The following is a 24,045-nucleotide window of genomic DNA, read 5'->3' on the forward strand; positions in this document are numbered from 1 at the left end:
CGAAACCTGATCCGCAATGCCCAACGTCCACAGCATGGCGACTACTGACCAATACCGAAGATGAATGGGTTTGTTAGGTGGGCGGTAGCGGAATCCGATTAAACGTGCCGCTTTCTGGCCGCTGTCGGATGCTGCTCCTCAGTTGCGTCAACGTGCTCGGACTTTGAGTTCATCGGAGCGTTATTTTGAGAGTCTGACGGCGACCGTTTACCCGCGGCCGCGGTATCGCGTTTGTTGCGATCGGCGAATTCCTGCTGCGCCATCGTCTCCTTCATCACATATCTGCAGCTGGCGCCAACGCAAATCGGATCGATCCGGTTGTCCTTGATGTTCTGCCTCAGGCGTTGCATCGCCCGGCCATTCCAGATCTCAAGCGCGCTCGACGCCTTCAAATTGGCGATCGGTTTGGAGGCCATACAGCATGGCTTGACGTCGGCGTTCGCCTCAAACGCCAGCCGATGCCACGGTGCGCGACACGGAGTATTCTGGCAACTTCTCCGTGAGTTCACCTGAAATCGCGGATCGACGAACAGGTAAAGTCCGAGCCCCGCGGCCGGCGCGCTTGAATTGATGCGCGTGAGTGTAGCGCCCGACCGTGATGGCGGCGCGCTTGGCCAGATCGACCAGCTCTTCGATCACCCGGTGGGTGAGCCGGGCCCCGGTCGGATGAACGATCGCCTTCTCCTGCAGGTGGTGTCGACCACCACCCATTCCAGGCCCTTGGTCTGCGGTGCGCCGGTTCGATGTGCCACCGCCAGACTCTCCCGCAGCAGCGCTGTCAATTCCTCCTCGCCCAATCGTTTGCGCCAGCGGCTCAGCAAGGAGCGGTCGAACGGCAGATCGTGGCGGAACACCACCTCGCCGCAGAAGAACTGGCAATGTCGGTTCTCCACCCAGCGCGCGCACAAACCTCGTCGGACAGATTGGGCATGTGCTTGAGCATCAACAGCCCGGCGATCAGTCAGGTTCGGCAATGGCGGCTGCCCCGGCCCGGGCCGACAGACGGCGCCGAACCGCGTCGCCAAAAACCCCGATCGAGCTCGGCGGTCAGCCGCCCCAGCGCATGCCCCGGATCGATGACCTGCTTCAGCGCCGGCCCAAACAACTCATCCTGACGATCGTCGCGTGGCTTGCTCATCGTCTCCCTCCCGCCAGCAAAACGCCGGCCCGAAGGAATCCCGAAACGCCCAAATGAGAATCCCAAAACGCAGGAAAACCGCGCTCAGGACGCCGCTTGCCTGTAGAATTGAATATTTCTCGAATAGAATCTAACTCGGAAAACAGCAACTTCCGAATTGTTCACGGACGGCTCTGATACCGCTCCTCGGTTGCGCCAGCGTGCTCGGATTTTGAGTTCATCGGAGCGTTATTTTTAGATTCTGACAGCGCCCGCTTACCCGCGACCGCGGTATCGCGTTTGTTGCGATCGGCGAGTTCCTGCCGCGCCATCGCCTCCTTCATCACATATCTGCAGCTGGCGCCAACGCAAATCGGATCGATCCGGTTGTCCTTGATGTTCTGCCTCAGGCGTTGCATCGCCCGGCCATTCCAGATCTCGAGCGCGCTCGACGCCTTCAAATTGGCGATCGGTTTGGCGGCCATACAGCATGGCTTGACGTCGGCGTTCGCCTCAAACGCCATCCAATGCCACGGCGCGCGGCACTCGGAATATTCTGGCAACTTCTCCGTGAGTTCGTTTGCCCTGCCGTACAAGGTCACCTGAAATCGCGGATCGACGAACAGGTAAAGCCCGAGCCCCGCGGCGATCGCGATCGCCTCTTCGATGAAGGGCCGGATCAGTTCCGGATTGTTCTCGGGAAGGTTGTCGCGATAATCGAATACCTTGCCATTCTTCGCGACACTCCAGTCGAACGCCTCTCCGGAATTGAGATGATACAGCTCGACGCCATCGACGCCGATCTCGTGCGCGAGGCGCACCAGCTTGGGAGCGTCTGCGACGTTGGCTTTGGTCACCGTCATGTTGAACAGGATGCGAATCGGATTGGCCGACGTCGCGCGCTGCCGCACCAATTCCTTCATGTTCGCAAGCAGCCTTGCAAAATCACCCCCGCGGATATCCGCGTAGGTCTCGGGGGTGGCGGCGTCGAATGAAACGCTGATGTGATCGACGTTATGCTTCAGCAGCCGCTCGATGTTCTTCGAACTGAAGGTCAGGCCGTTGGTGTTGAATTCGATCTTCGCGCCCGGATTTCCTTCCAGCAGCGTGAACCAATCCCAGAATTTTCGAGCCATCAGCGGCTCGCCGGCGCCGCCGTGAATTTGAATCCGCGCCGCCCCCATGGCGGCGTCTCTGATTTTCGGGATCAGCTCCGGCGGGAAATCCTCAAGGCCCGCATTGTTGTCGCCCTCCTGACCATGGTGAGCGTAGCAGGTGACGCAGCGCAGATTGCACTTGTCAGTCACTGCGATGGTCATCTCGCTTGGCGTGTAGTCGGCGACAAGCGGCAATTCGCGCAATCCAACTTCCCGCTTGTGATAATTCATCGCATGGTCGGACGGTGCTTCGACACCGAAGACCATCAGCCCGAGGTCGCGCGGGCCGCCCTCCGGCCGGAACGGCCGTGATAGATCGAGGCTGATCAGATCCCCCGATCGGGCACCCAATCCAGCAAGATCAATCGTCACCTTCCCGCGACCCAGAACAATGGGAACCGACGAATATCCGGCATCGCTTACCACCCGGCAATCGGTCTCACCGAACTGCTCAGGCCTGGCATAGTCAATCAACAAATACCGTCCCGCACCTGGCGGAACTACCAGGCGAGATACCTTTCCCGACCACCTCCAAGACAAATCCGAAAGCTTCTCAATGGGATGCCATCCGTCGAGAAAGATATTATCATTCAGGATGTTCATGTCTGCTCGCAATCTTCGCTCGGGGACTCTTGGTCCTTGCAGCTACTCTCGAAGACCAAAGCCGCGGAGCACGATAGATCAATATGATCATTTATCGCAGAGCGGGATAAATATGCAAGGGTGTAGCTGACGAACTACGCACCACCGGCTGTGAGTTCCACCGGCTCCAAGGCCTGTTGGCGCCGCCGGCTGGTGGATACCGTGCTACCATCGAGCTCTCAACACCGAAGGAACCATCGACCGCCCCGGGGGCACCGTTTTCGGCAGCGAATCGGCGCTCTACGGGAGCCACTGTTGAGAAAAGAGCGGTTCCCTGTTCCCTCCGTCCGAGGATAATCTTCCCGACGGGAACACGAACAGTGAGTTCCCGGCACAAACTTCTACCCCCGCAGTTCCACGGCAAAGGCCAGCCGAGAAAAGAGCGTACCACGATGCGGATATTGTACTATTCAAGTCATGAAGTTCTGGAATATGACGAATTGCGAATGCTGATAGCGGAAGGTCACCGTGTCTTCAGCATCGGCCACCACTTCGATCCTTTCGCCTTGAGCGGCGACCTCAGGCCGTTGCTGCCGGGCGCTCTTGACCATCAACTATTCAATGAGTTTCACCTGACAGGGTGTGACTTAGCGCAAAAGAAGATCACCAAGGCTTTCATTCGTCATTTTGACATCGTGGTGATCATGCATGATCCAATCCTGCTGCTTCGAAACCTTGACGCATTCGGCGACATTCCGATCGTCATCAGGACGATCGGTCAATCCGACCTCTCGCTTGAGGACACCTACAGGAGGCTTGGAAATCGCATCAAGATCGTACGCTATTCCGATCGCGAGACAGCGCTCGCCGGATTCGCCAAGACCGATGCTGTGATCTATTTCGGGAAATATGGCACCGACTTCCTGCCGTGGAATGGCGGAAATGCCGGGATCACGTTTCACAATTCCTATGATTTTCGGGATCACAGTACGGTTCCCGCTCTTGAGATGTGGAAGCAGTTCGGCGCCGCGACCGGTTCCGAATTGTGGGGTGTCGGCAATGGCCGCGTCGCCGCGTCGCGGGGCAAGGCGGCGACGGACCAGATGCGGACGCTCTTGTCCAAGGCCTCCTGGTATTTCTACATCTACACGTTTCCGCCGTCCTACACGCTGAGCCTGATAGAAGCGATGCTCGCCGGCGTGCCGGTAATCGCGCCTTCATTACCTTTGGTCGAGAGCATCTATCCCGACACAATGTATGGGTCGCTACGGGCCTGGTCGTCACCCCGATATGAGGTGGAGGAGATCGTCGGCGACGGCGGCCTCTTCTACAATTCGATCGAACAAGCCATCGAGATCGCGGGCCTTCTCAGATCCGATCCGGAGTATGGACGCTCACTATCGAATGCAGCCCGGGCCAATGCCCTCGCGCGCTTCGACGCGGAAACGATCGCGCCGCGTTGGAGCCGATTTCTCAATTCCATTCTTTAACTGGGAACGCCCGCAGCGGCGGCCTGACATCAAGGTTTCGGCGCGATGGGCCCGCTGTGCCTGACACGAGAGGTCGTGGCAGCGCCGACCGCAGCTGATCAGGCGGACCAACACGATCCGAGCGGAACCGCCCGACCGCCCGCCAACGGCGTTGGCTTCTCTATTCCTCATCGCTCGATGTCAACGCATCAATTGCCGACCGCCATCGCTATCCCCGTCACATCCATTCCCGAAGCTGAATGTGACCGCTGGGGCGAATAATTATGACGTGACGCTCGCGAACTATAGTATTGGACTGATTTCGGGCGAATGTTTTGAGATTATATTGGAGTGTTCAATGCAGAATTTTTTAGGATTATCGGAATCTGTCGTCCGTTATACGATATGGCCGCTTGTCCCAGAGGCAGCCAAGCGTGCATTACGTCCATCGATTATGCGAATTCGGGGAGACGTCATCGCAGCGCCACCGCTTACCGATGATCAACTTCAGGATATTACGAATGTAGATCCTGAGGTGGCGCTGATCGCCCAACGCTATCATGATATCATTGGCGGGGCCGCCAATCGAATAGGAGACGGCGGAACCAATGCGGGCACCCCACTGACGTCTCCTGCAGCCATCGACGCTTTGGTTGGTTACGGCCACCACGCGGCTGTTCACTCCCATGACGCGATGTTGCGACTGATCCATAGCTTTCATTATCGTTTCCCGGAGACACCGAACGACCCGCATTCTGACGAATACAAGAAATTCTGGCTCGAACAGTACCGGCAGGTGGCCCAACGGGACTATGCTTTCAGTAATGAATCTCATGATTTCGACGTTCGCTTCGAGACCGACGTATATCCCTATAATACGCGGAATCCTCAGGTGATTGCCGCACATATCATGGCCATCGGAGCGATCATTGAATCTATCCCGATGCCGCCGCCGTCGCGGGTTCTTGAAATGGGAGTTGGGTGGGGAAACGTTGCGTTACAGATCGGCTTGGCCGGCTATGACGTGACTGTGCTCGACATCGAACGCAAATATCTCGAAATCGTCGAGCGACGTTTCAAGAAAGACGGATTGAAAGTCAGCTGCGTCCTGGGCGAGTTTTTCGAAGCAGAGCGCATCGAAGGGACATTCGATGTTATTCTGTTTTATGAATGCTTCCACCATTGCCTGGAGCACGCCTCGCTGCTGAAGATGCTGAAGCGTAAGCTTTCGCAAAATGGCGTGATTATCTTCGCAGGAGAAACGATTGACGACAGTCTGCCGTTCGCATGGGGTCTGAATCCTTCGGGGCAGGGAGTGTGGTCAATCCGTCATCGCGGCTGGATGGAATTGTCATTCACTGAGCGGTATTTCCTCGATCTCCTCGACCACGCAGGATTTGTCGTGACCAAGAATCGAAATCCGCATAGCGCTCACAGTACGGTTTATACGGCGCGCGTTCGATAGCCACCGCTGGGGGGCCGCGACGATCAAGACATTACCAATTGTAGCGGTCGCCGTTCGTGCAAGTTCTTACATCGGGCCCAGGAATCAAAACCTCTTGGGCGCAAGGCAATCCCGTCGGGGGGCATCCCACGCCCACGGCACGGTCAACTTGATTGCTGGCCGTGCCGGGCGGAGGCGGACCGATCGAAGCGCGGGCGGAACTCGCGCGGATTCCAACCGAAATCCCGGATCGCCGGACTTGCATCAAAAACCATGTCTTTTGCCATCCGACTTCCCATCGCCACATTGGCGTCGCGAACGAAGGGTTGCGCCAGCGCCAGCGCCGCTTTCCAGACCGCCATGGGAATCGCGACGACCCGACGACGCCGGTTGAGGCCGTCGAAGATCCGCCCCACCATTTCACGATAGCTGATGGTGTCGGTGCCGGGCACTGCATAGATCTTGTTGGCTGCAACCGCACTTGCGGCGGCGGCGACCGCGCCGGCCGCTAGGTCGCGCGCATGCACCGGCTGCCGCAAGCCGGCGCCGTTGCCGGCTAGCGGCATCACCCCGACCCGCTCGATCAAGCGCGACAACCGCGTGACATTGGCGTCACGGCCCTCATCATAGATCATGGTCGGCCTTAGCACGGTCCAGCTGATCCCCAACCGTTGGCAGGCCTCGATCAGTTCGCTTTCGGCCCTCGCCCATTCGCGCATACTCTCGCGCTCGGCGGCAACCTCGGAATTGATCTTGGTCACCAAGCTGGTCGATGTCAGCGCGACGACGCGCTGCAGCGATGCGCAGGCCAGGTCCGGCAGTGCCTTGGCCAGAAGTCCGGCATAGGCGGTACAATATAGCGTGGTGAACGGCGGCAGCTTCAACGCCGTGGGCGCGGCAAGATCGCCCGCGAACCAAGCCACCTCGGCGGTGTCGGGACGCGCGGCCCGGGACAGCGCCATCGGCCGTTCGCCGGCGCGGACCAGTTCATCGACAATATGGCCGCCGACCATGCCGGTTGCTCCGATCACCAGACTTGTCATGGCCCGACTCCGTTCCGCTGCCCGATGCTCACACAGGTAGAGGGATCAATGCCCCCGGAACACTTCCCGATCGGCTGAGGATGGCGTTGTAACGCCTTGCGAAAATCCGCGCAAATTGCCCGGCCGGAACTGACGTGCGCCGCATTTTGCCCCGCTCCGGCACCATTAACACTGATTGATCAGCGGCTTGTCGGCGTGCTAAGCAGCCGCGGAGAACCGGCGGCATGACGTTGCGTATTGTGCCATTGACCATGTCGGTCAACCCGGAAGGCCTTTCGTCGATTTAAGCCGCGATCGACAATACGACCAAGGATCTCGATTCTGTGGTGCTCGATCCCGCCAATATCGATCGGCTACTCCGTGATGGAGACAACCTCGGCGACGACGACAGCATCCGTCTTGACGACGACGATGGTCGCTCCTGCGCGAGCTCGTCTCAGCAATCCGACGCGCGAATCCAATTTTTTGCTTGATTGACAAGGCCATCCTCATGTTCCCCACGCCCAAGCCCGTGCTTTCCCCCAACACCTACGCTTACGAATCCGAGCCGATGGTGAAGCCGACCGGCTTTCGCGAATATGACGCGCGCTGGCTGTTCGGCCAGGAGATCAATCTGATGGGAGTGCAGGCGCTGGGCATGGGGCTTGGCGTGCTGATCGCCGAACTCGGCCAGAAGCAGGAGATCGTCACCGGGCATGATTTCCGCAGCTATTCGGCCTCGATCAAATACGCGCTGATCTCCGGGTTGATGGCGGCCGGCTGCAAGGTGCACGACATTGGCCTGTGCATGACGCCGATGGCGTATTTCGCGCAGTTCGAGCTCGATGTCCCCTGCGTCGCGATGGTCACCGCCTCGCATAACGACAATGGCTGGACCGGGGTCAAGATGGGCGCCAACCGGCCGCTGACCTTCGGGCCGGACGAGATGACGCGGCTGAAGGAGATCGTGCTCGGCGCGAAATTCGCCAACAAGGCCGGCGGCTCCTATGTGTTTCATGAAAACTTTCCGGCGCGCTACATCGCCGACCTCACCAAGCATCCGAAGCTGAAGCGCAAGCTCAAAGTGGTGGTGGCCTGCGGCAACGGCACCGCTGGCGCCTTTGCGCCACAGGTGATGGAGGCGATCGGCTGCGAGGTGGTGCGGCTCGATTGCGAGCTCGACCACTCCTTTCCGAAATACAATCCGAACCCGGAAGACATGGAGATGCTGCACGCGATCCGCGACGCGGTGCTGGAGCACAAGGCCGATGTCGGGCTCGGCTTCGACGGCGATGGCGACCGCTGCGGCGTGGTCGACAACACCGGCGAGGAAATCTTCGCCGACAAGGTCGGCGTGATGCTGGCGCGGGACATGTCGGCGATCACCAAGGACGCAACCTTCGTGGTCGACGTCAAATCAACCGGGCTGTTCGTCACCGATCCGGTGCTGCAGGCCCAGGGCGCCAAGACCACCTATTGGAAGACCGGCCATTCCTACATGAAGCGCCGCACCCATGAGACGAAGGCGCTGGCCGGCTTCGAGAAATCCGGACACTTCTTCTTCAACGCCCCGGTCGGCCGCGGCTATGATGACGGCTTGGTCTCGGCGATCGCGGTCTGCGAGATGCTCGACCGCGCCACCGGCAAGACCATGTCGGATCTGAAAAACGCGCTGCCCAAGACCTGGTCGTCGCCGACAATGTCGCCGCATTGCGCCGACGAGACCAAATATGGCGTGGTCGACGCCGTGGTGAAGCATTTCGAGGCCGCTCACGCCAAGGGCGACAAGGTCGCGGGGCAAAGCATCCGCGATCTCGTCACCGTCAACGGCGTGCGCGTCACCTGCGAGGACGGCAGCTGGGGCCTGGTGCGGGCGTCGTCGAACAAGCCGGAGCTGGTGGTCGTGGTCGAGAGCCCGGTGTCGGAGGCGCGGATGCACGAAATGTTCGAGGCGGTCAATGTCGTGCTGCGCACCCATCCTGAGGTCGGCGCCTATAATCAGACGATCTGACGGCCGCACTACACCGTTGATCGAACCGGCTCACGCCGGCGCCAAGTTGCCGAGCGGGATGCCGAGCCGGGCCGCCACGCGACGCGCGGTGGCTTCGCGCTGCGCGGTGATGTCGGCGACGGCTGCGCGGGCCTGCTGCAGGATCATCGGCGGCGCGGTCTCCGGCGTGCCGCTGTCGAACGGCGGCTCCGGCGCATAGACCATGTAAAGCTGGATGCCTTTGGCGACGTCGTCGCCACGCAGTTCCGCGGCAAGCCGCAATGCGCCGTCGATGCCGGCGGTGACGCCGGCGGCGAACACCCAGTCGCCGTCGACGACGACGCGCTCATTGACCGGGATAGCGCCGAAATACGGTAGCAGGTGAAACGAGGCCCAATGCGTGGTGGCGCGCCGCCCCATCAGCAGCCCGGCGGCGCCGCAGATCAAAGCGCCGGTGCAGACCGAAAAGATCCGCGCATGCGCCGCCTGGCGGCGGATCCAGTCGAGCACATTGGCGTCTTCCATCAAGGCTTGCTGGCCAAAACCCCCGGGCACATGGAGCACGTCAAGCTGCGGCGCATCGGCAATCGGGGCATCCGGCGTCAGCCGAAGCCCCCTGAGGTCGCGGACCGGATCGGCGGTCACGCCATAGACCCGATAGGTGGCGTTGGGAATCCGCGACAGCACTTCGAACGGCCCGGTAAGATCAATCTGATCCAGGCCCTCGAATAGCAGCGAACCGATCTGCAGATGCTGGTCTGACGGAATCATGGTGGTCTCCTTTGTGCCAAAACGCTGGACAGGCCCATCCTAATCCGGCAGGTTTTGGCGGAAATGCCAAAGAGCCCTCGGTTTCCGCCAAATTCCACGCCCGCGGCCTCGCGCTCGATCGAGCTGCTGGCGTTCGCCTCGGTGCAATTGCTGGACGTGTCTGGGCCGCTGCAGGTGTTCGCGACCACGAATGAATTGGCGCTCAAGGCCGGCGGGGTTGCGCCCTACGCGCTGCGGGTGGTGACGCGCGACGGCCAGCCTGTGACGGCATCGGCCGGACTCGAGCTTGCAACCTCGCCGCTGCCGTCGCTCAAAGCGCCTGTGGATACGCTGCTGATCGCCGGCGGGCCGGGCGTGCACGCCGCGGCGGCGGATGCCGTGGTCGTGGACTGGGTGCGCAACCGTGCCACCACGGCGCGCCGCACCGCGTCGGTGTGCAGCGGGGCCTTTGTGCTGGCCGCGGCCGGCGTGCTCGACGGCCGGCGCGCCACCAGTCACTGGGCGCATTGCGCCGAGCTCGCCCGGCGTTTCCCCAACATCCGGGTCGAGGCCGATCCGATTTTCATCAATGACGGTGCGGTGTGGACCTCCGCCGGGGTCACCGCCGGGATCGACCTTGCGCTGGCGCTGGTCGAGCAGGATCTCGGCCGTGCTGCCGCCTTGGCGGTGGCGCGCCAGCTCGTGGTGTTTCTCAAGCGGCCGGGCGGCCAATCGCAATTCAGCGCGGCATTGTCGCTGCAGACCGCGGACGACCGCTTCGGTGCCCTGCACGACTGGATCGCCAAGCACCTTGTCGACGACATCTCGCTGGCGGTGCTGGCCGAGCGCGCCGGCATGAGCGAACGCAGCTTCAGCCGCCATTATGCCGAATCGACCGGGCTCACGCCCGCGCGCGCCGTCGAGCAATTGCGTGTCGAGGCGGCGCGGCGGCTGTTGTCGGAAACCAATCTGCCGATCAAGCGCATCTCGCAGCGTTGCGGCTTCGGCTCCGAGGAGACCATGCGCCGCAGCTTCGTCCGGCTATTGGCAGCGTCGCCGCAAGATTATCGCGCGCGGTTCAGCTCCTGACGCTGTCGACCGAGCTGGTGCAAGCCGGCCCCGGCTACCACCGGCATTGAATTCTCCCGCAAGGCCTCGGAAGATGCCGGGCGATCCAACCCGGATCGAATCTGGAGCCCCTCATGACCTTCCCGCGTGCCTCCGCGGCGCTTGCCCGCTTCACCGTGCTTGATCTGACCCGGGTGCGGTCGGGGCCGACCGCGGTCCGGCAATTCGCCGATTGGGGCGCCAATGTCATCAAGATCGACGCGCTGACCGAGGATGCCGGCGGCGAGCAGCCCGGCGGCCCGCGTCATGGCGCCGATTTCCAGAACCTGCATCGCAACAAGCGCGCGATCACGCTGAATCTGAAAGACCCGCAGGGCCTCGCGGTGTTTCGCCGCCTCGTCGCCAAGGCCGACGTCGTGGTCGAGAATTTCCGGCCCGACGTCAAGGCGCGGCTCGGCTTCGATTACGACAGCCTGCGCGCGATCAATCCGGCCATCGTGCTCGGCAGCATCTCCGGCTTCGGCCAGGATGGCCCCTATGCGGGGCGGCCCGGCTTCGACCAGATCGCGCAGGGCATGGGCGGGCTGATGTCGATCACCGGCGCGCCCGGCGAAGGCCCGATGCGGGCCGGCATTCCGGTCGCCGACCTCACCGCCGGGCTGTTCTGTGCGCTGGGCGTGATGACCGCGCTGCTGGAGCGCGAGGTCTCCGGCCAGGGCCAATGGGTGCAGACCTCGCTATTGCAGGCGCAGATCTTCATGCTGGATTTCCAGGCCGCGCGCTGGCTGATGGACCACGATGTGGCGCAGCAGGCCGGCAACAATCACCCGACCAGCATCCCGACCGGCGTATTCAAGACCGCCGACGGCTATCTCAACATCGCCACCACCGGCGGCAAGATCTGGCAGCGCTGCGCCGAGGCGATCGGCGCGCCGGAATTATACGACCATCCCGACTACGCCACCGCGCCGGCACGCTCGAAAAACCGCGACGCGCTGAACGCGGCGATCAGCGCCCGCCTTGCGACCAAACCGACCGAGATTTGGGTGCGCGAATTCAACGCCGCCGGCGTGCCGTGCGGACCGATCTATACGATCGACCAGATGTTCGACGACGAGCAGGTCCGGCATCTCGGCATCGCCCAGGAGGTGCCAAACGATGAGAACCGGCCGATCACTTTGGTGGCGCAGCCGGTGAGCCTGTCGCGGACGCCGAGCACGCTGGCGGCGCGGCCGCCGGAATTCGGCGAACAGACCGACGAGGTGCTGGCCGAATTCGGTTTCGGCGCCGAGGAGATCGCGGCGTTGCGGCGGGACAAGATCGTCTGATCAGACGAAGATCGTCTGAACCGGCGTCACAGCGCCTGATAGGTCTCGCTTGCGCACCAATGATCGTCGCCGACCCGTTCGCGCCGTCCGACCTTGCCGCGATAGATGTTGATCAGATAGGTCTGGTTTCCGATCCGCAACCCGGTCACGCCTTTCACATCGCCCCGAATGCAGCTGTCCCAGCCGCCATATTGCCCGGGGATCGGAAACGAGAACCGGACATTGCTGGGCAAGGACGTCTCGGTGAACACCGCGCTCATATTGCCGCGAAGGAAGGCGGCCACATCGGGCGGCTGTTCGATCTCGGGTTGCGCTTCGGTTTGTTTGAGAAAGCCAGGCACGTAGCTGATATGGCTGTCGACCGCGCATCCGCCCAGCGGGCCGAGCGTCAGGACAAGCGCGATCAGATGCGGGCGCAGCTTCATGGGCGGATATCTAGCTTGGACCGGGCGCGATGAGAACAGCAAAGGCCGCAGCAACCTCGGAACGATCGCTCATCAATCCTGTTTGCATTGCGCGGCAACGGCGCGGCCCGATGACGCAACTTGCGGGTGCAGCCAGGGATTCCTATCTGAACGACATGACCAGCGAACAGACTTTCCCCCGCAATGCGACGCGCCGCGCCAGCCGGCCGGCTTCGCGCGGCCCGATCATCGATCAGGACGGCCGGGAAATCCCGCCGGAATCACTGGGCCGCAAGCCGTTCGAGAGTGGGACATTTGATTTTCAGAGCTGGAGCGCCAGCTCCTTCGCGCCATTGTCACGCGAGCAGCGGCTGGCAAGGCTTGAGGCGATCGCCAAACTGCTCGACGTCGCCTTCATCCTGCCGGGCACCAATATCCGCTACGGCATCGACGGGCTGATCGGCCTGATCCCGGTGGTCGGCGACCTCATCACCACGGCGATCTCGCTTTGGCTGGTGCGTGAAGCGCGCAAGCTTGGCGCGCCGTGGCACGTGACCATGCGGATGCTGGGCAATGTCGCGCTCGATGGCGCGATCGGCATCGTGCCGCTGGCCGGCGACGCGTTCGACGTCATGTTCCGCGCCAATGTCCGCAATGTGCGGCTGTTGCGACGCTGGATCGACAAGCAGGGCTGAGCGCGCGAGGAATGGCGGCTTACGCCGCGTCCTGGTCGGCGTCGGCTTCTTCGCTGACGACGGGTTCTGGCACCGCGCGGCGCTCCAGCGGGAAAGCTTCGCTTTCATAAAGCGTGCGGATGCCGCTCTGGTCGAAGCGGGCCTCATCGACCTGCAGATAGGCGCCGTTCAGCGAATCCGCCGGCAGCTCCTCGATCGCAAACTGAACCGCGGCAGCGGCTGTGTTGAACCGCCGATAGGCGAAGCCAGCGCGCTTTTTCTTGCGGATCGCGGCGGGAAACAATTCGGCAGCGGTGTTGTAGCTGAATGCCATCGTCAGTGACCTTCTATGAATGCGCGATGGAAATGAGGAGCGGAAGACACGCGGTCAACCGTTCGGCGGCCGCCCGGGGCCATCATTTCAGGACAGACCTAGATATAAGCACGTTTTGGAGAAATGCGACACTCTCACTGCGTGCAGGCCGCCAGATTCCCGCTCCGCGGGACGCGCCTATGGCAATAAGCCATGCGATTTCAGCGCTGTGCCGGCTTTTCACATCTTGCCGAACAGCATCAGCACCAGCACCACAACCAGAATGACGCCGATCAGACCGGTCAGACCATGGCCCTGTCCGTAACCATAGCCACCGAAGCGCGGGCTGAGACCACCCAGCAGCAGGATGATCAACACAATGATGATAATCGTTCCGATCGTCATCCCAACCTCCCGGCTGGCCGCCGCACGGCCGAGCCTGAGCCACAAGCCTGAGTTGTCGGGAGTAAATCACGATCCGGGCTTCGGTTCCACGAGCCGGAACCAAAACGGCGCGGCGAGCTGCTGCCGCCGCGCCCGGCCCTCCTCGGGGATTATTTCGGCTGCAGCTTCAGCGCCGCCGAATTGATGCAATAGCGCAACCCGGTCGGTCCCGGACCGTCTTCGAACACATGGCCGAGATGGCCGCTGCACTTCGAACACAGCACTTCGGTGCGGATCATGCCGTGGCTGACGTCGCGCTCCTCGTCGACATGATCGGCGCTGGCCGGCGCGGTGAAGCTGGGCCAGCCGCAGCCGGATTCGAATTTGGCATCGGACTCGAACAGGGTCTGGCCGCAACCGGCGCAGACATAGGTGCCCTTGGTTTGCTCATGCTCATATTCGCCGGAGAACGGCCGCTCGGTCGCCTTCTCGCGCAGCACGGCATATTGCATCGGCGTCAATTCGCGGCGCCATTCGCTGTCGCTCTTCTGAATCTTGCCGCGATCCGTCTGTTGCATGGCCTTGGTGTCGGACATTCAGCCTCCTCATCAGTGTTTCGGGCCAACAGGCTGCCGCGCCAGACATCGACTTGCTCGGAGCCGCCTCAATTGGTGACCTTGGCATCGCTCACCAGCGTCGGCTTCTCGAGATAGTCCTGCGCGAACAGCTTCTTCAGGTTCTCGACCTTCGGCAGGTCGTTATACGCTATATAGGGCTGGTACGGGTGCAGCGTCAGGTAGTCCTGATGATAGGCTTCGGCGGCATAGAAGCCGTCCAGCGGACCGACCTTGGTGACGATCGGCTTGGGGAACACCTTGGCGGCATCGAGCTGGGCGATATAGGCCTCCGCCACCTTCTTCTGTTCGGCGCTGGTGGTGAAGATCGCCGAGCGATATTGCGTGCCGTGGTCCGGACCTTGCCGGTTGAGCTGGGTGGGATCATGCGCCACCGAGAAGAAGATCTGCAGGATCTTGCCATAGCTGATCCGCTTTGGATCATATTTGATTTCGACCGCCTCGGCATGACCGGTGGTGCCGGTCGAGACCACCGGATAGCTCGCGGTGATCTTGCTGCCGCCGGCATAGCCGGACACCGCGTTGAGCACGCCCGCGGTATGTTGGAACACGCCCTGCACGCCCCAGAAACAGCCGCCGGCGATCACCGCGGTCTGCATGCCATCGGCCGACTTGGCATCAACCGCTGGCGGCGGAATCACTACGGCGTCTTCGGCCGCCCGCAGCGGCGCAAACAGCGACGACAAAGCCAGCGCGCCCAGGGCGGCGGCACAGAGCGAAACAGTGTGGAGGCTACGGCGCATGGGTTCCTCGCATTGGTGAGAACGGCTGGCAGCGCAATGATCGGCAGACTGGCACAGCCATCCGACGCTGCCTCCCAAAGATACGGGACTGCGCCCAGCTTGTTACCGTCCGTCTCACACGTGTTCGTGAGCAGCCGGCGCCCCTGAGCGCCGGACGGGCGGAACGGGTCGCGCAATTAGGGTTACCCGAATTCATCTATGGATCACCGCCTCGTGATCCGTCAGGATGGCGATGGCCCGGTGGCGGAATGTCTACGCGGGGGCAGTGCATCGCTCCTTATCCTGGTTCAAATCCAGGCCGGGCCTCCAAATCGGCGGCAAATTTGCCGGTTGACGGAGGCCTTAAAAACCTTTCGCGGCTGCAAAATCTGGTCTAAAGACAGCCCGCGCGCAAGGGAAGCCTGGCGCTGAAGGTCAAGGGACGCGCGGCTGCGCGCCCTTTTTTTTGCCCGGATTTCTGCCCCGCCGTTAGCGAGATTTAATGCCGAAACGAACAGATATCTCCACCATCTTGATCATCGGCGCCGGCCCCATCGTGATCGGCCAGGCCTGTGAATTCGACTATTCCGGCACCCAGGCGGTCAAGACACTGAAGGACGAAGGCTACCGCATCGTCCTGGTCAATTCCAATCCGGCCACCATCATGACCGATCCGGAACTGGCCGACGCCACCTATATCGAGCCAATCACCCCGGAAATCGTCGCCAAGATCATCGAAAAAGAGCGCGGCGACCGCTCCCTCGGCTTTGCGCTGCTGCCCACCATGGGCGGCCAGACCGCGCTAAACTGCGCGCTGAGCCTGCGCAAGCAAGGCACACTGGAGAAGTTCGACGTCGAGATGATCGGCGCCACCGCCGACGCCATCGACAAGGCCGAGGACCGCCAGCGCTTCCGCGAGGCGATGACCAAGATCGGCCTCGAGACCCCACGTTCGGTGCAGGTCAAGACCCTGCCGGACGCCCTGCGGGCGCTGGAAGTGATCGACTTTCCGGCGCTGATCCGCCCCTCCTTCACAATGGGCGGCACCGGCGGCGGCATCGCCTACACCAAGGCCGAATTCATCGAGATCGTCGAGCGCGGCATCGACGCCTCGCCGACCTCTGAAGTCCTGATCGAGGAATCCGTGCTCGGCTGGAAAGAGTTCGAGATGGAGGTGGTGCGCGACAAGAAAGACAATTGCATCATCATCTGCTCGATCGAAAACCTCGATCCGATGGGCGTGCACACCGGTGATTCAATCACCGTGGCGCCGGCCCTGACGCTGACCGATAAAGAATATCAGATCATGCGCGACGCCTCATTGGCGGTGCTGCGCGAGATCGGCGTCGAGACCGGCGGCTCCAACGTGCAGTTCGGCGTCAATCCGGCCGACGGCCGCATGGTCGTGATCGAGATGAATCCGCGGGTGTCGCGCTCCTCGGCGCTGGCCTCCAAGGCCACCGGCTTTCCGATCGCCAAGGTCGCGGCGCAGCTCGCGGTCGGCTACACGCTGGATGAGATCGCCAACGACATCACCGGCGGCGCGACGCCGGCGTCGTTCGAGCCGACCATCGACTATGTGGTCACCAAGATTCCGCGCTTCGCCTTCGAGAAATTCCCCGGCGCCAGCCATACGCTGACCACCTCGATGAAATCGGTCGGCGAAGTGATGGCGATCGGCCGCACCTTCCAGGAGAGCCTGCAAAAGGCGCTGCGCGGGCTCGAAAGCGGCCTCACCGGGCTCGACGAGATCGAGATCGAGGGGCTCGGCCGCAGCGACGACAAGAACGCGGTGCGCGCCGCGCTCGGCACGCCGACGCCCGACCGCCTGTTGCAGGTGGCGCAGGCGATGCGGCTCGGCTGGAGCGACGACGACATCTTCACCTCCTGCAAGATCGATCCCTGGTTCCTGTCGGAAATTCGCGGCATCGTCGCGATGGAAGGCAAGGTCAAGGCCAGCGGCTTGCCGAATCATGCCTTCGGCATGCGCACGCTGAAGGCGATGGGCTTCTCCGACGCCCGCCTTGCGGTGCTCGCCGACACCACCGAAGCCGAGGTGACGGCGCAGCGCCACGCCCTCAAGGTTCGCCCGGTGTTCAAGCGGATCGACACCTGCGCGGCCGAATTCGCCTCGCCCACCGCCTATATGTATTCGACCTATGAGGCGCCGTTCGCCGGCGAAATGGCCGACGAAAGCCGGCCCACCGACAAGAGCAAGGTGATCATTCTGGGCGGCGGGCCGAACCGCATCGGCCAGGGCATCGAGTTCGATTATTGCTGCTGCCACGCCTGCTTCGCGCTGCACGACGCCGGCTATGAAACCATCATGATCAACTGCAATCCGGAAACGGTGTCGACCGACTACGACACCGCCGACCGGCTGTATTTCGAGCCGCTGACCGCCGAGGACGTGCTGGAGATCATCGACGTCGAGCGCCAGAACGGCACGCTGCACGGCGTCATCGTGCAATTCGGCGGCCAGACGCCGCTGAAGCTGGCGCGCGCGCTGGAGGCCGCCGACGTGCCGATCCTCGGCACCTCGCCCGACGCCATCGATCTGGCCGAGGACCGCGACCGCTTCAAGCGCGTGCTCGACAAGCTGCGGCTGAAGCAGCCGAAGAACGGCATCGCCTATTCGGTCGAGCAGGCCCGCCTGGTCGCCGCCGAACTCGGCCTGCCGCTGGTGGTGCGCCCGTCCTATGTGCTGGGCGGTCGCGCCATGCAGATCATTCGCGAGGAATCCCAGCTCGGCGATTACCTGCTCGGCACCCTGCCCGAGCTGGTGCCGGGCGACGTCAAATCGCGCTACCCGAACGACAAGACCGGCCAGATCAACACCGTGCTCGGCACCAATCCGCTGTTGTTCGACCGCTATCTGTCGGACGCCACCGAGATCGACGTCGATTGCCTGTGCGACGGCAAGGATACGTTCGTGGTCGGCATCATGGAGCATATCGAGGAAGCCGGCATTCACTCTGGCGACTCGGCCTGCTCGCTGCCGCCGCATTCGCTGGACGCCGCGATGATCGCCGAGCTGGAGCGCCAGACCCGCGAATTGGCGCTGGGGCTCGACGTCGTCGGGCTGATGAATGTGCAATACGCCATCAAGGACGGCGACGTGTATGTGCTCGAGGTCAATCCGCGGGCGTCGCGGACGGTGCCGTTCGTCGCCAAGGTGATGGGCATGCCGGTGGCCAAGCTGGCGGCGCGGATCATGGCCGGCGAGAAGCTGGCCGATCTGAAGCTGACCAAGCGCAAGCTCGGCCATGTCGGGGTCAAGGAATCGGTGTTTCCCTTCGCCCGCTTCCCCGGCGTCGACACCGTGCTCGGCCCCGAAATGCGCTCGACCGGCGAGGTGATGGGAATTGACCGCTCGTTCGAAGTCGCCTTTGCCAAGAGCCAGCTCGGTGGCGGAACCCGGGTGCCGCGCAAGGGCACGGTGTTCGTCTCAGTGCGCGAGGTCGACAAGACCCGGATTCTGGAAGCCGTGAGACTGCTGCATTCGCTCGGCTTCAAGGTGCTGGCGACCTCCGGAACCCAGCGCTTCCTGGCCGACAACGGCGTGCCGGCCGAGAAGGTCAACAAGGTGCTGGAAGGCCGGCCGCATATCGTCGACGCCATCATCAATGGCGAGATTCAGCTGGTGTTCAATACCACCGAGGGGCCCCAGGCGCTGGCTGATAGCCGTTCGTTGCGTCGCGCTGCCCTCTTGCATAAAGTTCCGTATTACACCACTCTTTCGGGCGCGGTCGCCGCCGCGCAGGGCATCCGGGCCTATCTTGGTGGGGACCTTGAGGTCCGTACCCTGCAGAGTTACTTTTCCGACACCTGATCACGGCCCGGACCTGTGTCCGGCAACTGACGGGCGAGAAAGCCGGCAGGCAGGGAACCCGCCAGCTGCGGGAATGTTCTATCCGGCGTTTTGCTGCCGTGCGCCCGGCAGTCTCGAAAATGCCGCGTCGCGGCCACCGCTCAGGCTGACAAGCGTTTCGTGTGAGCCACATCTCGTGACACGTGACGAACACGTTGAAGGATGAAGACAAGATGGTCGACAAGGTACCAATGACCGCAGGCGGTTTCGCCGCTCTCGAGGTCGAGTTGAAGCAGCGCCAATCGGTGGATCGTCCGCGAATCGTCGAGCAGATCGCCGAAGCGCGCTCGCATGGCGACCTTTCGGAAAACGCCGAATATCACGCGGCGAAGGAAGAGCAGTCCCACAACGAAGGCCGTATCGCCGAGCTCGAGGACAAGATCGGCCGCGCCGAAATCATCGATATCAGCAAGCTGTCCGGCGACACCATCATGTTCGGCGCTACCGTCACCTTGGTCGATGAAGACACCGAGAAGAAGGCGGTGTGGCAGATCGTCGGCGAGCCGGAAGCCGATGCCAAGAAGGGCCGGATTTCGATCACCTCGCCGCTGGCGCGGGCCCTGATCGGCAAGAAGCAGGGCACCTCCGTCGAAGTCGTGGCGCCCGGCGGGGCCAAGGCCTACGAAATCACCAAGGTCGAGTTTCGATAGCACCCCGTCGAATTGATGTGAGCAAGCTTGAAGGCCGCGTTTCGCGGCCTTTTTGCTGGGTGCGGCTTGCCGCGGAGGCCGGCTGATGTTGTCGCGACCGAAGGCCGGACTATCGGTCACGTATCCGTGTTCCATCGCCGAAGTGATGGACGCGATGCTGATGCAAGCCGTAAGCAACTACACATCGTTTCATCGCAACCGCACGGAGCCGGTATGAATTTCGACAGCCTTGCCGCCAAATGGCAACCGACGGCCTTGAGCCTGTTTCGCTTCATCACCGGGCTGCTGCTGTTTCAATACGGCGTCGCCAAGATCTTCAAATTTCCGGCGGTGCCGTATTTTGCCAAGGTCGAACTGTTCTCGCTGATCGGCGCCGCCGGCACGCTGGAATTGATCCTCGGCGCACTGCTGATGATCGGCCTGTTCACCCGGCCGGTGGCCTTCATCCTCTCCGGCGAAATGGCGTTCGCCTATTTCATCGGCCATTTTCCGAAGAGCTTCTACCCGCTGCTCAATAACGGCACCGCGGCGATCCTGTTCTGCTTCGCCTGCCTGTATCTTGCGACCGCAGGCGGCGGGCCGATCAGCCTCGACGCCACTTTGCGCCGCAAGACCTGACGCAGGGTGACATGATCCCGAGCCCCGGCGGGTGACGCCGAGCGGTCAGCCCTCGGACTCTTTCAATTCCAACGGCACCGCCGCGGCGTATTTGGAATTGCGCAGCACCAGCGAGGTGCGCACATTGCGCACATGTGGCGCGCCGGTCAGGTGCGCCACGAAATTCTGGAATGTCGCCATGTCGGGGGCGACGCATTTCAAGATAAAATCGGTCTCGCCCGACAGCATCCAACATTCCCGCACCAAGGGCTGGTTGCGGACGAAATCCTCGAAGCCGCGCAAATCGGCCTCGGCCTGGCTCGACAGATGAACAGACGCGAACACCGTGACGTCGAAGCCGAGCAGCGCCGGATCGAGCAGCCCGCGGTAGCCCTGAATGTAGCCCTCATCCTCCAGGGTCCTGACCCGGCGCAGGCAGGGCGGCGGCGAGATCCCCACCCGGCGCGCCAATTCGACATTGGTGATTCGGCCGTCGGCCTGGATTTCACTGAGAATTTTGAGATCGATCTCATCGAGGCTCTTCGGCACGCTTGGGTAATCCCGGCTGGCTGGAAACGAACGGACAAATCGGAAACACTCATAGCGCAGCTCGGCAAGTTTGCGAAATTTTATTTCGCGCGAGCAAGGATGAGTCCAAAATTGGGGGGAAATCTTGCAGATACGTATTGCAAATCTTGCATGGCTGCCCAGATGACATAGACTTGTGTCTAAACACCTCCCGCCCAACGGCGATGCCCTTGCCAGGCCCAATCCTGCTTCGCGCGCCCAGTTCCCTTGAGAGAAAGGGCATTCGTACCATGGCTGATCCAATTCATGCGAAAGTCGTCATCATCGGGTCGGGACCGGCCGGATACACCGCCGCAATCTATGCAGCTCGCGCGATGCTGGAGCCGATCCTGATCCAGGGCATGCAGCCCGGCGGCCAGCTCACCATCACCACCGATGTCGAAAACTATCCCGGCTTCGCCGACGTCATCCAGGGCCCCTGGCTGATGGAGCAGATGGAGAAGCAGGCGCATCATGTCGGCACCCGGATCTTCACCGATCTGGTCACCGACCTCGACCTCGGACAGCGCCCGTTCCGCCTCGCCTGCGACAGCGGCGACGTCTATCTGGCGGATGCCGTGATCCTGGCCACCGGCGCGCAGGCGCGCTGGCTCGGCATTCCCTCGGAAGAGGCCTTCAAGGGGTTCGGCGTATCGGCCTGCGCCACCTGCGACGGCTTCTTCTATCGCGACAAGCAGGTCGTGGTGGTCGGCGGCGGCAACACCGCGGTCGAGGAAGCACTGTTCCTGACCAATTTCGCTTCCAGCGTCACCGTGGTCCATCGCCGCGATCATTTCCGCGCCGAACGGATTTTGCAGGAGCGGCTGTTCAAGCATCCCAAGATCAAGGTGGTGTGGGACTGCGCCATCGACGAGATCTGCGGCAGCGACAATCCGACCAAGGTCACCCATGTCCGGCTGAAGAACGTCAAGACCGGCGATCTCACCGAGCTGCCGGCCGATGGCGTGTTCATCGCGATCGGCCATGCGCCGGCGACCGAATTGGTCAAGGACCAGATCAGGCTGAAGCCCTCGGGCTATGTCGAAGTGGCGCCGAATTCGACGGCGACCTCGATCCCCGGTGTATTCGCCGCCGGCGACGTCGCCGACGAGACCTATCGTCAGGCGGTAACCGCGGCCGGACTCGGCTGCATGGCCGCCCTGGAAGCCGAACGCTTTCTGGCGATGCGCGCCAGCGAACGCCAAGCGGCGGAATGATCATGAGTCGAACTCGCGACGGATTTACCGACATGGACTGGGACAAGCTGAAGGTTTTTCATGCCGCCGCAGAGGCTGGAAGCTTCACCCATGCCGGCGAACAACTCGGGCTGTCGCAATCGGCGGTGTCGCGCCAGGTCAGCGCGCTCGAGCAGGAATTGTCGGTGTCGCTGTTTCACCGCCACGCCCGCGGCTTGATCCTGACCGAACAGGGCGACCTCTTGTTCCGCACCGCGCACGACGTGTTCATGCAGCTGCAGGCGGCGCGCGCCAAGCTCACCGACAGCCGCGAGCGGCCGAGCGGCGACCTCAAGGTCACCACCACGCCCGGCCTCGGCATTCACTGGCTGGTACCGCGGCTCGGCGAATTCACCGCGCTGTATCCCGAGATCCGGATATCACTGATCGTCACCGACGAAGAGCTTGATTTGTCGATGCGCGAGGCCGACGTCGCGATCCGCACCCGCAAGCCGACGCAGCCGGATCTGATTCAGCGCAAGCTGTTCTCGATCGGCTTTCACGCCTATTGCTCGCCGGAATACATCAAGCATTTCGGCACGCCGCGCACGCTCGAGGAGCTGGACGGCCATCGCCTGATCATGCTCAGCGACAACCAGGTGCCGGCGCATCTGCAGAACCGCAGCTGGCTGGTCGAGGCCGGCCGCAATGGCTCCGGACCGCGCGAGGCCTATTTCAAGGTCAATAACATCCTGGGTCTGGTGCGGGCCTGCCAGCAGGGTCTCGGCATCGCCGCGCTGCCGGACTACCTGATCGAGGATACTAACCGGATGGTGCAATTGTTCGGTGAATCGGACTCGATCCAGCTCGACACCTACTTCGTCTATCCGGAAGAGTTGAAGTCGGTGGCGCGGGTCCAGGTCTTCCGCGACTTCGTGGTCAGCAAAGCCCAACGCTGGCCGAGTTGACGCAGCGGCGAAAGCCTCGATCGCCGCATGACTGACATGCGGCCCAGGCGCTTGCCGCTGCCTGCAAACGCGGATCAAATACCTTGAAGCTGAGCGGCCGCGTTACCAATGTCCCCCTCCTCCAGTGACGCGGAAACTCAGTTATCCCTCTTGGAAGGTGAATGTGTCGGCCAGACTTGGCCAATACCTCAAGCCGGGCTCCTTGTGAGCCCGGTTTTTTTTGCCGAACATTTACGCGATCGATGGTGGCAGCGCGCCGGGCCAATTATTCCCGACGATTTTTCCGCGACGTGGAATTTTACAACAAACACTTTTGACAGGCGCGCGGGGGTCGCTCCCCGGCAATCAGCGGAGCCGTCCTAAGCCGCCTGCTTGTGCATGCCGCTATTCGACGACGAAGCGCCGCGGATCGCCTTGACCGACCGCTCGATCGCTGCCCACAGCCGGCTGATCTCGGACGCTGCGCGGCCCTCGGCTGCGTATTCGCGGGCACCCTGGCCTTCGGCCAGCGCCATCAGCAGGTCGGCCCGGTTGGTGATCTGACCGCCCCACACCGGCGCCTTGAATTTCGCCAGCGCCTCGCGAGCTATCGACACGATGCGGCTCTCGACATCGTCGCGCAGCGCCGGGGCGCCGTTGAGGACGACCGCATAGGGTTTGCGGTTGGCGCGGCAGGTCAGGATCGTGTCCTGCACGGCGTTGACGTCGAACACGCCGGGCCGCGCCGGAATGATCACCATGGTGGCGTTGCGGATGGCATCGTCGACCACCGAGGAGACATTCGGCGGCGTGTCAATGAACACCCACTCGATGCCGTCGCGCTTGGCCGCGGCGACGATGTCACTCACCGAGCGCGTGGCAACCTTCAATGACGGTTCGTTGGTGCCGCGAAGCTTATGCCAGAGAGTCAACGATCCCTGCGGATCAGCATCGATCAGCAGGCAGGGCTTCGATGCCTTATGGACGTGCGCGGCTAGATGAGCAGCCAGGGTGCTCTTTCCCGAACCCCCTTTACGCGATGCGAAAACGATGACGTTCATTCGTTGGCCTCCCGATCCTAATATTGACCCAAGAAGCTGAAAGTGAATCAGGACGCTGATTCGTGAAAGATAAAATTGTAGGCGGCGATCAATACTACGGCGGATTGCCCCGTCAGGC

The 24,045-nt window shown here is 62.2% G+C and carries 22 protein-coding genes, 1 tRNA gene and 1 pseudogene; 12 read left to right on the forward strand and 12 right to left on the reverse strand.

Annotation, left to right across the window (positions count from 1 at the left end; translation table 11 throughout):
- Positions 1 to 98: 98 nt before the first annotated feature.
- From RBJ75_RS13435 to RBJ75_RS13445, 3 genes and pseudogenes are all read right to left on the reverse strand, one after another.
- Positions 99 to 416: an SPASM domain-containing protein gene (locus tag RBJ75_RS13435; protein ID WP_411194511.1), complete on the reverse strand. Its 318-nt coding sequence runs from the start codon at positions 414 to 416 to the stop codon at positions 99 to 101.
- Between the two features lie 73 nt (positions 417 to 489).
- A pseudogene (locus RBJ75_RS13440) lies at positions 490 to 1,138 on the reverse strand (transposase); the annotation flags it as partial.
- 161 nt (positions 1,139 to 1,299) lie between these two features.
- The gene (locus tag RBJ75_RS13445; protein ID WP_276156369.1) at positions 1,300 to 2,748 is read right to left on the reverse strand and encodes a radical SAM protein; all 1,449 of its coding nucleotides are present in this window, start codon (positions 2,746 to 2,748) and stop codon (positions 1,300 to 1,302) included.
- 569 nt (positions 2,749 to 3,317) lie between these two features.
- Here RBJ75_RS13445 and RBJ75_RS13450 point away from each other — a divergent pair.
- The gene (locus tag RBJ75_RS13450) at positions 3,318 to 4,346 is read left to right on the forward strand and encodes a hypothetical protein (protein ID WP_317529039.1); all 1,029 of its coding nucleotides are present in this window, start codon (positions 3,318 to 3,320) and stop codon (positions 4,344 to 4,346) included.
- Positions 4,347 to 4,683: 337 nt separating this feature from the next.
- On the forward strand, positions 4,684 to 5,790 hold the full coding sequence (locus RBJ75_RS13455; protein WP_080900947.1) for a class I SAM-dependent methyltransferase: 1,107 nt from the start codon (positions 4,684 to 4,686) through the stop codon (positions 5,788 to 5,790).
- A 143-nt stretch (positions 5,791 to 5,933) separates the two neighbouring features.
- On the opposite strand, the gene RBJ75_RS13460 is transcribed toward RBJ75_RS13455, so the two are convergent.
- Positions 5,934 to 6,812 (reverse strand): NAD-dependent epimerase/dehydratase family protein, encoded by an 879-nt coding sequence (locus RBJ75_RS13460; protein WP_044408319.1) that lies wholly within the window; start codon positions 6,810 to 6,812, stop codon positions 5,934 to 5,936.
- Positions 6,813 to 7,302: 490 nt separating this feature from the next.
- On the opposite strand from RBJ75_RS13460, the gene RBJ75_RS13465 reads away from it, so the two are divergent.
- On the forward strand, positions 7,303 to 8,802 hold the full coding sequence (locus tag RBJ75_RS13465) for a phosphomannomutase/phosphoglucomutase (RefSeq protein ID WP_044408327.1): 1,500 nt from the start codon (positions 7,303 to 7,305) through the stop codon (positions 8,800 to 8,802).
- A 30-nt stretch (positions 8,803 to 8,832) separates the two neighbouring features.
- Here the strand turns inward: RBJ75_RS13465 and RBJ75_RS13470 are convergent, their stop codons facing one another.
- Positions 8,833 to 9,552, reverse strand: coding sequence for a DJ-1/PfpI family protein (locus RBJ75_RS13470; RefSeq protein ID WP_044408316.1), 720 nt, complete (start codon positions 9,550 to 9,552; stop codon positions 8,833 to 8,835).
- Between the two features lie 63 nt (positions 9,553 to 9,615).
- Here RBJ75_RS13470 and RBJ75_RS13475 point away from each other — a divergent pair, with 63 nt between their 5' ends.
- A complete protein-coding gene (locus tag RBJ75_RS13475) occupies positions 9,616 to 10,620 on the forward strand; it encodes a GlxA family transcriptional regulator (RefSeq protein ID WP_044408313.1) in 1,005 nt (334 codons plus the stop codon).
- 113 nt (positions 10,621 to 10,733) lie between these two features.
- Positions 10,734 to 11,927 carry a CaiB/BaiF CoA transferase family protein gene (locus RBJ75_RS13480; RefSeq protein WP_276156367.1) on the forward strand — a complete coding sequence of 398 codons (1,194 nt, stop codon included), beginning with the start codon at positions 10,734 to 10,736 and terminating at the stop codon, positions 11,925 to 11,927.
- Between the two features lie 26 nt (positions 11,928 to 11,953).
- Here RBJ75_RS13480 and RBJ75_RS13485 read toward each other — a convergent pair whose 3' ends face one another.
- Positions 11,954 to 12,352 (reverse strand): hypothetical protein, encoded by a 399-nt coding sequence (locus RBJ75_RS13485; RefSeq protein ID WP_044414289.1) that lies wholly within the window; start codon positions 12,350 to 12,352, stop codon positions 11,954 to 11,956.
- Between the two features lie 155 nt (positions 12,353 to 12,507).
- Here RBJ75_RS13485 and RBJ75_RS13490 point away from each other — a divergent pair, with 155 nt between their 5' ends.
- Positions 12,508 to 13,026: a DUF4112 domain-containing protein gene (locus tag RBJ75_RS13490; protein ID WP_044414286.1), complete on the forward strand. Its 519-nt coding sequence runs from the start codon at positions 12,508 to 12,510 to the stop codon at positions 13,024 to 13,026.
- Positions 13,027 to 13,045: 19 nt separating this feature from the next.
- Here the strand turns inward: RBJ75_RS13490 and RBJ75_RS13495 are convergent, their stop codons facing one another.
- The 4 genes from RBJ75_RS13495 to msrA form a co-directional block, all read right to left on the reverse strand.
- Positions 13,046 to 13,339 carry a hypothetical protein gene (locus RBJ75_RS13495; RefSeq protein ID WP_044414283.1) on the reverse strand — a complete coding sequence of 98 codons (294 nt, stop codon included), beginning with the start codon at positions 13,337 to 13,339 and terminating at the stop codon, positions 13,046 to 13,048.
- A gap of 219 nt (positions 13,340 to 13,558) precedes the next feature.
- Positions 13,559 to 13,723, reverse strand: a complete 165-nt coding sequence (locus tag RBJ75_RS13500; RefSeq protein WP_080901112.1) for a DUF3309 family protein — start codon at positions 13,721 to 13,723, stop codon at positions 13,559 to 13,561.
- A 149-nt stretch (positions 13,724 to 13,872) separates the two neighbouring features.
- Positions 13,873 to 14,298, reverse strand: coding sequence for a peptide-methionine (R)-S-oxide reductase MsrB (msrB, locus tag RBJ75_RS13505; protein WP_044414278.1), 426 nt, complete (start codon positions 14,296 to 14,298; stop codon positions 13,873 to 13,875).
- A 68-nt stretch (positions 14,299 to 14,366) separates the two neighbouring features.
- Positions 14,367 to 15,080: a peptide-methionine (S)-S-oxide reductase MsrA gene (gene msrA / locus RBJ75_RS13510; protein WP_044415103.1), complete on the reverse strand. Its 714-nt coding sequence runs from the start codon at positions 15,078 to 15,080 to the stop codon at positions 14,367 to 14,369.
- A 234-nt stretch (positions 15,081 to 15,314) separates the two neighbouring features.
- On the opposite strand from msrA, the gene RBJ75_RS13515 reads away from it, so the two are divergent.
- The 4 genes from RBJ75_RS13515 to RBJ75_RS13530 all read left to right on the forward strand — a co-directional run bounded on the left by RBJ75_RS13515 (position 15,315) and on the right by RBJ75_RS13530 (position 20,198).
- A tRNA-OTHER gene (locus RBJ75_RS13515) sits at positions 15,315 to 15,389 on the forward strand.
- A gap of 172 nt (positions 15,390 to 15,561) precedes the next feature.
- Positions 15,562 to 18,891: a carbamoyl-phosphate synthase large subunit gene (gene carB, locus RBJ75_RS13520; RefSeq protein ID WP_044415101.1), complete on the forward strand. Its 3,330-nt coding sequence runs from the start codon at positions 15,562 to 15,564 to the stop codon at positions 18,889 to 18,891.
- A 212-nt stretch (positions 18,892 to 19,103) separates the two neighbouring features.
- The gene (gene greA, locus RBJ75_RS13525) at positions 19,104 to 19,580 is read left to right on the forward strand and encodes a transcription elongation factor GreA (protein ID WP_044415105.1); all 477 of its coding nucleotides are present in this window, start codon (positions 19,104 to 19,106) and stop codon (positions 19,578 to 19,580) included.
- 213 nt (positions 19,581 to 19,793) lie between these two features.
- Positions 19,794 to 20,198, forward strand: a complete 405-nt coding sequence (locus tag RBJ75_RS13530) for a DoxX family protein (RefSeq protein ID WP_044415099.1) — start codon at positions 19,794 to 19,796, stop codon at positions 20,196 to 20,198.
- Between the two features lie 45 nt (positions 20,199 to 20,243).
- On the opposite strand, the gene RBJ75_RS13535 is transcribed toward RBJ75_RS13530, so the two are convergent.
- Positions 20,244 to 20,726, reverse strand: a complete 483-nt coding sequence (locus RBJ75_RS13535; protein WP_276156366.1) for an Lrp/AsnC family transcriptional regulator — start codon at positions 20,724 to 20,726, stop codon at positions 20,244 to 20,246.
- A gap of 269 nt (positions 20,727 to 20,995) precedes the next feature.
- Between RBJ75_RS13535 and trxB the strand changes: the two genes are divergently transcribed.
- Together trxB and RBJ75_RS13545 are read left to right on the forward strand one after the other, a co-directional pair.
- Positions 20,996 to 21,961 carry a thioredoxin-disulfide reductase gene (gene trxB, locus RBJ75_RS13540; protein ID WP_044414730.1) on the forward strand — a complete coding sequence of 322 codons (966 nt, stop codon included), beginning with the start codon at positions 20,996 to 20,998 and terminating at the stop codon, positions 21,959 to 21,961.
- A 2-nt stretch (positions 21,962 to 21,963) separates the two neighbouring features.
- Positions 21,964 to 22,887, forward strand: coding sequence for a LysR family transcriptional regulator (locus RBJ75_RS13545; protein ID WP_044414738.1), 924 nt, complete (start codon positions 21,964 to 21,966; stop codon positions 22,885 to 22,887).
- A 359-nt stretch (positions 22,888 to 23,246) separates the two neighbouring features.
- Here RBJ75_RS13545 and RBJ75_RS13550 read toward each other — a convergent pair whose 3' ends face one another.
- A complete protein-coding gene (locus RBJ75_RS13550) occupies positions 23,247 to 23,927 on the reverse strand; it encodes a ParA family protein (protein WP_044414733.1) in 681 nt (226 codons plus the stop codon).
- Positions 23,928 to 24,045 lie beyond the last annotated feature (118 nt).

The organism is Rhodopseudomonas sp. BAL398 (assembly GCF_033001325.1).
Classification (GTDB): domain Bacteria; phylum Pseudomonadota; class Alphaproteobacteria; order Rhizobiales; family Xanthobacteraceae; genus JARJEH01.